This is a genomic window from Achromobacter colocynthidis (assembly GCF_057334535.1).
The window spans coordinates 705471-717357 of sequence record NZ_JBHFIZ010000039.1 but is presented as its reverse complement, the minus strand read 5'-3'; the positions used below and the strand labels follow the sequence as shown (position 1 = coordinate 717357).

Annotated in this window: 10 protein-coding genes; 7 read left to right on the top strand and 3 right to left on the bottom strand. The window is 65.3% G+C overall.

Annotated features, from left to right (window positions below):
- Positions 1 to 159: 159 nt before the first annotated feature.
- Positions 160 to 1524 (bottom strand): metalloprotease PmbA, encoded by a 1365-nt coding sequence (pmbA, locus tag ACE04A_RS29640; RefSeq protein WP_259252988.1) that lies wholly within the window; start codon positions 1522 to 1524, stop codon positions 160 to 162.
- Positions 1525 to 1582: 58 nt separating this feature from the next.
- Here pmbA and yjgA point away from each other — a divergent pair, with 58 nt between their 5' ends.
- The 6 genes from yjgA to ACE04A_RS29610 all read left to right on the top strand — a co-directional run bounded on the left by yjgA (position 1583) and on the right by ACE04A_RS29610 (position 6738).
- Positions 1583 to 2134 carry a ribosome biogenesis factor YjgA gene (gene yjgA, locus ACE04A_RS29635; RefSeq protein WP_259252987.1) on the top strand — a complete coding sequence of 184 codons (552 nt, stop codon included), beginning with the start codon at positions 1583 to 1585 and terminating at the stop codon, positions 2132 to 2134.
- Between the two features lie 32 nt (positions 2135 to 2166).
- Entirely contained in the window at positions 2167 to 2844 is a 678-nt protein-coding gene (locus ACE04A_RS29630; RefSeq protein WP_448718185.1) for an alpha/beta hydrolase, read from the top strand.
- A 523-nt stretch (positions 2845 to 3367) separates the two neighbouring features.
- The gene (locus tag ACE04A_RS29625) at positions 3368 to 4384 is read left to right on the top strand and encodes an ABC transporter substrate-binding protein (protein ID WP_438860238.1); all 1017 of its coding nucleotides are present in this window, start codon (positions 3368 to 3370) and stop codon (positions 4382 to 4384) included.
- On the top strand, positions 4384 to 5196 hold the full coding sequence (locus ACE04A_RS29620; RefSeq protein WP_485820804.1) for an ABC transporter ATP-binding protein: 813 nt from the start codon (positions 4384 to 4386) through the stop codon (positions 5194 to 5196). Before ACE04A_RS29625 ends, ACE04A_RS29620 begins: the two co-directional genes overlap by 1 nt.
- A 3-nt stretch (positions 5197 to 5199) precedes the next feature.
- Entirely contained in the window at positions 5200 to 6036 is an 837-nt protein-coding gene (locus ACE04A_RS29615) for an ABC transporter permease (RefSeq protein ID WP_448718183.1), read from the top strand.
- 9 nt (positions 6037 to 6045) lie between these two features.
- On the top strand, positions 6046 to 6738 hold the full coding sequence (locus ACE04A_RS29610) for a cysteine hydrolase family protein (RefSeq protein WP_448718182.1): 693 nt from the start codon (positions 6046 to 6048) through the stop codon (positions 6736 to 6738).
- A 53-nt stretch (positions 6739 to 6791) separates the two neighbouring features.
- Here the strand turns inward: ACE04A_RS29610 and ACE04A_RS29605 are convergent, their stop codons facing one another.
- A complete protein-coding gene (locus ACE04A_RS29605; RefSeq protein ID WP_448718181.1) occupies positions 6792 to 9233 on the bottom strand; it encodes a bifunctional acetate--CoA ligase family protein/GNAT family N-acetyltransferase in 2442 nt (813 codons plus the stop codon).
- 119 nt (positions 9234 to 9352) lie between these two features.
- On the opposite strand from ACE04A_RS29605, the gene gltX reads away from it, so the two are divergent.
- Positions 9353 to 10759, top strand: coding sequence for a glutamate--tRNA ligase (gene gltX / locus ACE04A_RS29600; RefSeq protein WP_438859728.1), 1407 nt, complete (start codon positions 9353 to 9355; stop codon positions 10757 to 10759).
- A gap of 238 nt (positions 10760 to 10997) precedes the next feature.
- Here gltX and ACE04A_RS29595 read toward each other — a convergent pair.
- On the bottom strand, positions 10998 to 11887 hold an 890-nt coding region (locus ACE04A_RS29595), incomplete at its 5' end, for an MFS transporter (protein WP_485820803.1).

Here is an 11887-nt window from a genome sequence, read left to right as displayed (position 1 = left end):
TTGCTGATGGGTTTGCGCGGTGGCGGGTTGTGTTTTGGTTTAGGGGGTGCCGGGCTACACCCATCCTACGGTTGTAGGATGGGTGCCCCCCGAGACGGTCGCCAAAAGGACGAAACCGGGCAACGCGCAAACCCATCATGCCTGTCGCACCGCGATCAATCAGGTACCCGCAATCGCCATTTGCTCGATCAAAATCGAACCCGTGGTCTTCGTGCCGCGCGAAATGGTGTCCGCGCCCACTGCCACGATCTGCTGGAACATGTCGGCCAGATTGCCGGCGATGGTGATTTCCTGGACGGCGTGCTGGATCTTGCCGTTTTCCACCCAGTAGCCGAATGCGCCGCGCGAATAGTCGCCCGTGACGTAGTTGACGCCCTGACCTATCAGTTCGGTAACCAGAAAGCCCGTGCCCATCTTCTTGAGCATGGCTTCGAAATCGTCACCACGCTTGGTCTGCGTGGAGCTGAACACCAGGTTGTGCGAGCCGCCGGCGTTGCCGGTGGTGGCCATGCCCAGCTTGCGCGCCGTGTAGCTGGACAGGAAATAGCCTTCCAGCACGCCCGCCGACACGACGTTGCGGCGGCGGGTTCGCACGCCTTCGTCGTCGAAGGGCGAACTGCCCATGGCGCCCGGGATGTGCGGATCTTCGGTCAGGTTGATGTGCTTGGGGAAGATGGGCTTGCCCAGCGCGTCAAGCAGGAAGCTGGCCTTGCGGTACAGCGCCCCGCCATTGACGGCTTGGGTCAGCGCGCCCACCAGGCCCAGCGCCAGCGGAGCCTCGAACAGCACCGGAAACTTGCCGGTGCGGATGCGGCGGGCCGACAGGCGCGACAAGGTGCGTTCGGCGGCATAGCGGCCGATGGCCTCGGGCGACGCCAGCTTGGCGGGATCGCGTTCGGACGTGTACCAGTAGTCGCGCTGCATGCCGTTGCCGCGGCCGGCGATGGGGGCCACGGACAGGCTGTGGCGCGAATAGGGGTAGCCGCCCAGGAAGCCGCGGCTGTTGCCCATCACGAACTGGCCTTCGTAGGTGCCCACGGTGGCGCCGTCGGTGTTGGTGATGCGCGGATCGACATCGCGCGCGGCACGTTCGGCGCGTAACGCCAGTTCAGCGGCTTCCTCGGTGGAAACCGTCCAGGCGTGGTGCAGGTCCAGATTGGGGAATTCAGTAGCCAGTTGATCGGCGTCGGGCAAGCCGGCGGCCGGATCGGCGGCGGTGTGGCGGGCGATGTGCCAGGCGGCCTCGACCGTCTGGCGCAGGGCGGCTTCGGAAAAGTCGGAGGTCGAGGCGGAGCCGCGGCTCTGGCCGGCGTAGACCGTCAGATCCAGCGAGCGGTCGCGCGTCTGCTCAACGGTCTCGATGTCGTTCTTGCGGACCGAGACCGACAGTCCCAGGCTTTCCGAGACTTCCGCCGCCGCGTCCGAGGCGCCGATCTGGCGCGCGTAGGCGAGGGTTTGTTCGACGAGTTCGGAAAAACGCGCGTGATTCGCCGCCAGCGGCAGGGATGAGGAGGATTTAACCATTGCTGTCCAATTTGCAGAGACGGTTATCATAGCCAAGTCTGTCATTGCGCAGTTTTCCATGAATTCCCATACTGAAGAAGAATCCGTCGACGACGGTTACGACGAGAACGGCTACGACCGTCCCAGCAAGTCCCAGGTCAAGCGTGAAATGCACGCCCTGCTGGACCTGGGCAAGCAGCTGATCGAACTGTCCCCCGACCGCCTCAAGCAATTGCCGCTGGCCGAACGCCTCTATGAGGCGATCCGCACAGCGCAGCGCACGACCGGGCGCGAAGGCCGACGCCGCCAAGTCCACTTTGTGGGCAAGCTGATGCGCGACGCGCCCGCTGACGAAATCCGCGCCCAGCTTGATGTCTGGGAAAACGGCTCGCGCGAGGAAACCGCCGCCATGCACCGCCTGGAGGGGCTGCGCGACCGCCTGCTGGACGACGATGACGCGCTGACCGCGCTGCTGGCGAAAAACCCGCAAGCCGATGCGCAGCAATTGCGCACGCTGATCCGCGCCGCGCGCAAGGAAAAGCTGGGTAACGCCTCGCTGCTGCAAGGCCAGGAACCGCAAAAGAAGCACTATCGCGCGTTGTTCCAGGCCTTGAAGACCCTGACGCTCTGATTTCCCCTTTCTGAAATTTCCCCGCGGCCGCCATGAACGCTCCTACCGACCTGCTCGATTGCATCGAGATCGAAACCGCCCCCAACCCCACGCACGCCGTCATCTGGCTGCACGGCTTGGGCGCCGATGGCAACGACTTCGCCCCCATCGTGCCGGAGCTCGACTTGCCCGCGGGCCTGGGGGTGCGCTTTGTGTTTCCGAACGCACCGGTCCAGCGCGTGACGATCAACAACGGCATGGCGATGCGTTCCTGGTACGACATCCTGGTCATGGACCTGGTGCGCGTGGAAGACGGCAAGGGCATCCGCGCGTCGGAAGCGGCCGTGCACAAGCTGATCGCCCGGGAGAATGCGCGGGGTATTCCGACGTCGAACATCGTGCTGGCGGGCTTCTCGCAAGGCAGCGCCATGACCTTGCATACGGGATTGCGGCTGCCGGAGAAGCTGGCGGGGATGATGGCGCTGTCGGGGTATCTGCCGCTGGTGGACACGGCCGAGGCAGAACGCAACGCCGCCAATAACGCCACGCCTATCTTCATGGCGCATGGGCAGTACGACCCGGTCGTGTCCCTGGCGCGCGCCGAGGCGTCGCTGACGGAATTGAAACGCTTGGGTTACGACGTGCGCTGGCACACGTATCCGATGCCGCATTCGGTTTGCGCCGAAGAAGTGCGGGACATTTCAGCGTTTTTGAATGCCGTGTTGGGGTGATGATGGGGTCGACTGTTGCGGGGATGTGATGGGTTCCGCGCGGTGGGCGGTTGGGATCTGCTGCGCTTGAATTCGCGCTTCACCCGTCCTACGGGGTGTGACTGTCTCAAGGGGTGCGATGGGTTGCGCGCGAAGGGCGGTGGGGATCTACTGCGCGTGATCTCGCGCTTCACCCATCCTACGGGGTGCGGCTGTCGTTTGTAGGATGGGTGTGGCGCGCCCAGGTCGCCACGCGGGCATTACTTGTCAGCGCGCAAACCCATCATCTCGCCAAAACTCCATTCTGTATACCAAGCAGTATTCAAGCCCTAGATTCTCCTGGGCTGAACGGCGCTCGTCCATAGAGAAAAACGCCAATCCCAAAATGCTTGTCGCCCCCTTGTATTGAATATAGTATTCGATCCATGCCTTATCGGCCCGGGCAGCAAGTGTTCGGGCTTCCCTGTTGTTGTTGTCGATTCCACCCCATTGGCCATGCTGCGCCGGGTTTCGGCGTGCCATACAAGACGCAGGAGAAAGTCCCGTGAAATCCTTGCCATTGCCTCGCCTGGCGGGCGCGGCGTTGCTCGCGCTGATCGCCCCGCTGTTTGCCCCCTTGGCCGCTCAGGCCGAAGCCTTGAATCCCCCCGTGAAGGTGCGCTACGAAGAGGTCGTGCGATCCATCCTGTACGTGCCTAAATACGTGGCCCTGTCGCAGGGCTATTTCAAGGATGCCGGCTTGGACGTGTCCATGAAAACCTCGCAGGGCACCGACAAGGGCATGACCGCGCTCTTGTCCGGCAGCGCCGACATCGTGCTGATCGGACCCGAGGCGTCCATTTACGTGCAGAACAGCGAATCGCCGGTCAAGCCGAAGATCTTCGCAGGCCTGACCGCCACCGACGGCTTCTTCCTGCTGGCGCGCAAGCCGATCGAAAAGTTTGACTGGTCCATGCTCAAGGGCAAGGAAATCATCGGCTTTCGGCCCGGCTCCAACCCCATCGTGTTTCTGGAAACTGCCTTGCGCAAGCATGGAGTGGACCCGCAGAAAGACGTGAAACTGCTGAACAACATCGGCATTCCGGCCCGTGCCGGCGCATGGATGGCAGGGCAAGGCGAATACGGCATCTTCCTGGAGCCCGAGGCCGGCGAACTGGTCCGCAACGGCAAGGGCTATATCGTGGCCTCGGTGGGCCATGAGGTCGGCCAGGTGGACTACACCGTCTTTACCGCCACCGACAAATACATTCGCGACAACCCCAAGGTCATCCAGGCCTGGACCAATGTGGTCGCGCGCGCCGAGAAATACGTGAAGGACACGCCGGCCGCCACGCTGGCGCCGCAGATCATGACGTTCTTCCCGGGCATGGACCAGGGCGCGGTGACCGAAGCCATCGAGCGCTACAAGCAATACCAGATCTGGAAGACGACGCCGCTGGTCACGGCCGAAGCCATGAACCGGCTGCAAGACATGCTGATTGCCAGCGCCGTGATGAAGGACACCGCCCGCGTGAAATACGAAGACGTGGTGGTGGCTGACTTTGCCAACAAGGTGCAGTGATGGGAGCCGCCGTCCACAACCTGAAGCCCGCCACCGCCACGGCGAAGATAGAACTGCGCGACGTGTGCCTGTCGTACTTCACGGCCGAAGGCGAAACCGAGGCGCTATCGAACGTGTCGTTCTCGTTGACCCCGGGCGAATTCGTCAGCCTGATTGGCCAAAGCGGCTGCGGCAAAAGCACCCTGCTGTCGCTGATTGCCGGACTGATCCCACCGACATCCGGCGCGGTGATGATCGACGGCCAAGGCGTGACCAAGCCGAACCCGCGCATTGGCTACATGCTGCAGCAAGACTACCTGTTTGAATGGCGCACCATTCTGGACAACGTGATGCTGGGCGCAGAGATCCAGGGCCGACGCGATGCGCGCAGCGAAGCGCGCGCCGTGCATCTGCTGGAAAAGTGCGGGTTGGGCGCGTTCCTGTCGCACACGCCGCGCCAGTTATCGGGCGGCATGCGCCAGCGCGCCGCGCTGGCGCGCACGCTGGTGACCGAGCCAGACGTGATCTTGCTGGACGAACCCTTTTCCGCGCTGGACTCGCAGACGCGCCTAGCCATCTCGGACGAAGTCGTGGACATCTTGCGGCGCGAAGGCAAGACCGTGGTGCTGGTCACGCACGATATCGGCGAAGCCATTGCCATGACCGACCGCGTCATCGTGTTGTCGCGCCGGCCCGGTCGGCTGAAAAGCCAGTACCGCATCCACTATGGCGACGGCGCGCGGCCCACGCCCTTCCAGGCGCGATCGCGGCCCGAGTTCAACGTTTACTTCAAACAGCTATGGGACGAGTTGGACGTCCATGTGGAGGGTTGACCCATGAATGCTCCCATCGCCAATACCGTGCCGCTGCGCGCCGTGCCCGCGCCCAGCGCCAAGTACCTGGACTATCTGCGGCGCGACCGCGCCAAGAAGCGCAACATCCGCCTGACCCAGGCCCTGCTGCTGATCGTGTTCCTGTGCGCATGGGAAATCCTGCCGCGCATGCACATCCTGAACCCGCTGCTGACCAGCTACCCCAGCGCGCTATGGCCCACCTTTCTGGACCTGTGGACCAACGGCCAACTGGCCAAGCACATCATGACCACGCTGTCGGCCACGCTGGTCGGCTTTACCTTGAGCATGGTGATCGGCATCGTGGTGGCCGCGGCGCTGTGGTGGTCCGACTTTCTGTACAAAGTGCTGGACCCCTTCCTGGTGGTGGCCAACGCCATGCCCAAGATCGCGTTCGTGCCGATCTTCTACCTGTGGCTGGGGTCTGACTACGCCGTGTATGGCATGGCGGTCGCCATCGCCGTGTTCGTCACCATCATGGTGGTGTACGCGGGCTTTCGCGGCATCGACCTGAACAAGGTGAAGCTTGCCCACACCTTCGGCGCCAGCCGCTGGCAGGTGCTGACCAAGGTGGTGCTGCCCGGCAGCGTGCCAACCCTGATCGCCGCCGTGAAGATGAACATCGGCCTGGCGCTGGTAGGCGTCATCGTGGGCGAATTCCAGTCAGCGGATTCCGGCCTGGGCTTTCTCATCATGAACGGCAGCCAGGTGTTCAAGCTGAACATCGTCATGACCGCCATCACCATGCTGGCGCTGATTTCCAGCGTGATGTACATGATCATCTACCGCATCGAAGCCGCCGTGGCGCGGCGCTACGGATAAGGAATCGTCATGGAATTTCCGCAATGGGTACAAGATCGCGTCGTGGCGCGCCAAGGCTGCCTGCATCCGTATGACGAACTGCCCGCCGACCGTACCGCGGTGGTCGTGATCGACATGCAGCAGTATTTCACCCTGCCCGGCTATCAGGGCGAATGCGCGCCGGCCCGCGAGATCATCGCCCCCGTCAACCGCCTGTGCGACGCGGTGCGCGCGGCGGGCGGCACGGTGGTGTGGGTGCAGACGGCGTCCGACAATGCCGACGCTTTCTGGTCGCACCATCACGGCGTGATGCTGACACCCGAGCGCAGCAAGCGCCGGCTGGAAACACTGCGCCGCGATTCGCCGGGCTTTCAACTGCACCCCGACCTGCATGCGCCCGATACCGACCTGCGCGTGGTCAAGCGCTTTTACAGCGCCATGGCGCCCGGCTCGTCTGAACTGGAACCGCTGTTGCGCGGCTTGGGCGTGGACACGCTGCTGATCTCCGGCACGGTCACCAACGTGTGCTGCGAGTCCACCGCGCGCGACGCCATGATGCGCGACTTCCGCACGATCATGGTGGACGATGCGCTGGCGGCGGTGACGCCGGCCGAGCACGAGCATTCGCTGCAGGGCTGGATGCTGTTCTTTGGCGACGTGCTGTCAGTAGACGAAGTGACGGCGCGGCTGACGCCCGCGCAGGCCGCGCGCAAGACCGCCTGACAGCGAGCGCCGGCCCGTCACGGGGCCGGCCGCGCGCCTTGGCCGTCATAGCCTCAGGTCAGGTTCAGCCAGACGCGACGCATGGTCGGGTCTTCCGGATCCGCGTCGTTGGTGAAGCCCAGGCTCGTCATCAGCGCCAGCATGGGCCGGTTGGTCGACAGCACCAGGCCATCGATATATTCCAGCCCCTGCTCGCGCGCGGCGTCGATCAGCGCCGTCATCAATTGACGGCCGAGGCCACGCCGCTGCCAGTCGTCGCCGATCACCAGCGCGTACTCCGCGCCGCGCCCGTCCGGGTTGCGCAGATAGTGGGCAAAGCCCACGATCACCTCGCGCGGATGCCCCCGGTTGGCCGGGTTGGGCACCTGCGTGGCCGCCACCAGCGCCAGCTCGCGGTGATAGTCCACCTGCGTGTAGCGTGACACCATGCGCGGCGTCAGTTCGCGCATCATCGACACAAACCGCATGTAGCGGGACCGCTCCGAAAGACCGCGAATGAATTCCTGCAGCGCGCTCCCGTCTTCCGGACGAATCGGGCGCAGCACCCACGGAATGCCATCATTGAAGCGGCGCACATGCACCAGCCGCGCCGGGTACGGGTGGATCGCCATGTGCGGATAGCCCGAGGTCTGCGGTGTTTCGCAGCCGGGGGTCTCGGTCAGCGTCATGCGCAGCCCGCCCGCGCGCAAATGCGTTTCACCGGCGTAGAGCGGGTCGATATCCAGCGATTCGATGTCGGGCAGTTCCGACACCAGTTCAGACACCAGCACCACCGCCTGCTGCAAGGCTTCCGCCGCCATGTGGCCGACGCGCGGCGCCAACACGCGGCGCCACAGCCGGCTGCGTTCAATCAGTTGGCGGGCCAGAAAGCCGTTGAGCGGCGGCAGGTCCATGCCTCGGTCGGACACGGACAGCACCGCGTCGGGGCCGCCCGCGCCAAAGCGGATGACCGGGCCGAATTGGGGGTCGCGCCACACCTGGATGGCCATCGGCCGGGATTCGGGTTCCGCCGACGCCACGTCGATCGGCATGTCGCGCAGCGGCACATAGAAGAGGCCCAGCAGCGTGCGGATTTCAGAGGTGTTCAGCTCGCGCCGGCAATCGGCCCGCACGCGCGCGATGAGCTCGCGCGCGGCGGCCAGGTCGGGCACGTGGCTGGGAGGTTCCTGCGGTTGCGTCTGCAGCAGCAGTTGCTGGTTGTAGTGGTGCGAGGCCAGTACCCCAAACGCATCGGCGGCCGATTCCGGGGTGCGGAAGGCGGGTGTGCCCGCGTCGTCCAGCATGCGCCGCAAGGGCCGCATGCCGGCGTCGCCCATGAAGCAACTGACGACCGGCTTCTTGGCCGTGGGTGCGATTTGCGCCAGCTCGCGGGCAACGGCCGGCATGTCCGCCAGTGCGTCGGGCGCCAGCAGCACCAGCACGCCGTCCACGCCCACGTCGTCCAGCACCGTTTCCAGAATGGCGCGTATGCGCTCGGGCGTCAGCGGCGTGTAGGTAATGACCGGGTTCTGACAGGCCGCGTCCGGCTCCAGCATGGCCTCCAGCGCGCGGCGGGTGGCGGGGGCAAGGTCGGCGCGCAGCACGGCGGCGTCGGGGCCGATCAGGTCCATCGCCAATTGGGGAGGCCCGTTGCCGTTGGAGATGAGCGCCACGCGCCGGCCTTTGGGGCGGCGCGTATAGCCCAGCACTTTCACGGCCGAGAACAGTTGCACGAAGTAGCGCACGCGCACGGCGCCCGCGCGGCGCAAGGCGGCGTCGAAAATGGCGTCGCCGCTGTCGGCGTCGGATCGCCCCGCCTTGAGCACGATGACCGGCTTCACGCTGGCCGCCGCGCGCAAGGCGCTCATGAACTCGCGGGCGGGCCCCACTTCTTCCAGGTACAGCACGATGCTGTCGGTGCGGGGGTCGCTGGCCAGATAATCCAGCACCTTCGACAGCCCCACCACCGCCTCGTCGCCCAGCGACACCGCCGTGGAAAAACCGATGTGCACGTCTTCGGCCCAGTCCATGACGGCGGCCATGATGGAGCGCGACTGCGCCACCAGCGCCACGCGCCCGGCGCGCGCCAGCACTGGGTGCTGGCTGAAGTTCAGGCCTGCGTGCGGCCGCTGCGCGCCAAAGGAACGCGGGCCCAGCAGTTCGCAACGATTTTCTTCCGCCCACGCCCGGCACAACGCCCATGTGCCGCGCGGATACGGGTCCGGCAGTGGATGCGGCAGCAGGATCACGGACCGGGGCGCCAACGCCGACAGCCGGCGCAACGTTTCGGGCAGCACGGCCGGCGACACGCAAACCAGGGCCAGATCGGGACGCGCCCCCGCCGCCAGGCCTTCCAGCGCAACGGGCAGTTCCGGCGCGGCGCCCGGCTCGCAATCCACCACCGTGGTTTTCGCCTTGAGCGCGGGCGACAGCGAGCCCGCCGCCGGCAAGGGCCGGTCGGCAACGATCACCAGCGAACTGGGTTCGAACATCGGGGCAAGCGCGTGTCGCAACATAGGGAGGGTCGCCCTAATCTAAAATACCGTTCATCGTAACAAGACAAGCCCGCCGTCCGCTTGATGTGGACCGTGTCCGACGCCGCTTTGTGGTGCCGCAGCCGCTATCATTGCCCCCTATGACTTCCAACGCCACTTCCCCCATCCGTACCCGCTTCGCGCCTTCGCCCACGGGCTTTTTGCACTTGGGCGGCGCGCGCACCGCGCTGTTCTCCTGGGCGTTCGCACGCCATCACCAAGGCACGTTCGTGCTGCGCATTGAAGACACGGACGTCGAGCGCTCCACGCCTGAAGCCGTGCAGGCCATTCTGGACAGCATGGAATGGCTGGGCATGCAGCCCGACGAAGGCCCCTTCTATCAAATGCAGCGCATGGACCGCTACCGCGAGGTGGTGGCGCAGATGCTGGCCGCCGGCACCGCTTACCATTGCTATAGCTCGCCCGAGGAAGTAGAAGCCATGCGGGAAGCCGCCCGCGCGCGTGGCGACAAGCCGCGCTATGACGGCACGTGGCGCCCGGAAGCGGGCAAGACGCTGCCCGCCGTTCCCGAAGGCCGCAAGCCGGTGGTGCGCTTCAAGAATCCCCAGGAAGGCGCCACGTCATGGAACGACATGGTCAAGGGCACGATCAGCTTCGACAACACCGAACTGGACGACCTGATCATCGCGCGCCCCGACGGCACGCCCACCTACAACTTCTGCGTCGTGGTCGACGACTGGGACATGGGCATCACCCACGTGCTGCGCGGCGATGACCACGTCAACAACACGCCGCGCCAGATCAACATCCTGCGCGCGCTGGGCGCGACGTTGCCCGAATACGGCCACGTGCCCATGATCCTGGGCCCGGATGGCGAAAAGCTGTCCAAGCGCCACGGCGCGGTCAACGTCATGGAGTACGACAACGAGGGCTATCTGCCCGAGGCCATGATCAACTACCTGGCCCGCCTTGGCTGGAGCCACGGCGACGACGAGCTTTTCTCGCGCGAACAATTGGTGTCGTGGTTCGACACCAAGCATTTGTCGAAGTCCGCGTCGCAATGGGATCCGAAGAAGCTGAACTGGGTCAACGCCCACTACATCAAGCAGATGGACAACGCGGAACTGGCCGAGCGCGTGGCCCCGCGCGTGGCGAACCGTGGCGGCCATCCGGAAAAGATTGATCTGCCGGGCGTGATGGGCTTGCTGAAAGACCGCGCGGAAACGCTGGAGCAACTGGCCGACGGCGCCATGTTGTTCTGCGCGCCGTTCACGCCCGCCGCGCCGGAACTGGTCGAACAACACCTGACGCCTGCCGCGCGCGAGGCGCTGGCCGACTTCGCGCAGCGCGCCAAGGATACGGACTGGACCCGTGAAGCGTTGTCGGCCCTGATCAAGGCGGTGCTGGCTGATCGTGGCTTGAAAATGCCGCAACTGGCGATTCCGCTGCGCGTAGCGGTGACGGGTCAGACCCAGACGCCGGCGGTTGATGCGGTGCTGGCGTTGTTGGGTAAGGAAACGGTGCTGGGACGGTTGGGGGGAATTTAAGGTTGGGGGCCGATCACGGACTCTTGGGGGTGCGGGTCTTCTGAATCCCAAGGGTTACGTGCGGTCTCCGGTGGTGTTCTTTTTGGCGCCGCATAGGTTGCGGGTGATCGGCGGTGGTGTTCGGTGTAGAGCCGCATGGGTTGCGGGTGACCGGCGGTGGTGTTCGGTGTAGAGCCGCATGGGTTGCGCGCGATCGACACTAGTGTTCTTTTTGGGGCGGTCTCGCGCTTCACCCATCCTACGGGGTTGAGGGTTTGGGGCGGGCTTTTAGAGCGCGGGCGAAGAAGGCGCCTAGCAGCGGGAGCAGGATGGCGGAGCCGCCGAAGAGGGCTGCGGCGCCTATCTCGTCTACTACCGCGCCCGCCAGCGCCACGCCGGCCGCCTGGCCCATGAACAGGCAGGAGGCGAACCACGCCACAGCAGTGCCGCGCGCTGACGGCACCATCTGCGTGGCGTTGGTTTGCAGGGTGGCGTGCAGCAGGTAATAGCCAAAGCCGGCCAGCACGCTGGCAAGCAGGCTCCACATCCACACCGGCCCCAGTAAGTACGACAGGAAGGCCACGCCCAGCACCAGGCCGCCCGCCACCGCCAGGCCGCGTTCACCCAGGCGCTTGAGGATGCGGCCGGCCACCACCGTGTAGATCAGCCCGCCCACCGCGTAGACCGCCACCAAGGCGCCCGCGGCTGTCAGCGAAATATCGAAGCGTTCGTGCAGATAGGACGGGGCAAACGCCAGCGCACCAAAGACCAGCAGGCCTTCGACGAACACCGTCGCCAACACGATACGCGCCCAGGGGGTGCCCAGCACCAGCCGCGCCTGCCCCACAAAGCCCTGGCGGACGGCGTTGGGGTCCACCTGCGCAAAGCCCGCCGCGCGTTGGCGGCGCACTTCCAGGTGCAGCAGCACGCCCACGATCAGGTAGCCGGCCACCAGCGAGGCAAAGGCCCAGCGCCAGCCCACCGTATCGGCGAACAAGCCACCGGCCAATTGGCCGGCCGACATGCCGAGGATGGTGCCGGTCAGAAAGCGCGCCAGCGTTGCCTGCCGGCGCTCATAGGGCACGTTGTCGCCGATCCATGCCATGGACAGCGGGACGATGCCCGCCCCTGCCGCGCCCGCCCCGGCGC

Coding starts and splice junctions, on each gene's coding strand:
- ACE04A_RS29605 (WP_448718181.1), bottom strand. CDS start 9,233: ATGTTGCGACACGCGCTTGCCCCGATGTTCGAACCCAGTTCGCTGGTG.
- pmbA (WP_259252988.1), bottom strand. CDS start 1,524: ATGGTTAAATCCTCCTCATCCCTGCCGCTGGCGGCGAATCACGCGCGT.
- ACE04A_RS29630 (WP_448718185.1), top strand. CDS start 2,167: ATGAACGCTCCTACCGACCTGCTCGATTGCATCGAGATCGAAACCGCC.
- yjgA (WP_259252987.1), top strand. CDS start 1,583: ATGAATTCCCATACTGAAGAAGAATCCGTCGACGACGGTTACGACGAG.
- ACE04A_RS29610 (WP_448718182.1), top strand. CDS start 6,046: ATGGAATTTCCGCAATGGGTACAAGATCGCGTCGTGGCGCGCCAAGGC.
- ACE04A_RS29620 (WP_485820804.1), top strand. CDS start 4,384: ATGGGAGCCGCCGTCCACAACCTGAAGCCCGCCACCGCCACGGCGAAG.
- ACE04A_RS29615 (WP_448718183.1), top strand. CDS start 5,200: ATGAATGCTCCCATCGCCAATACCGTGCCGCTGCGCGCCGTGCCCGCG.
- gltX (WP_438859728.1), top strand. CDS start 9,353: ATGACTTCCAACGCCACTTCCCCCATCCGTACCCGCTTCGCGCCTTCG.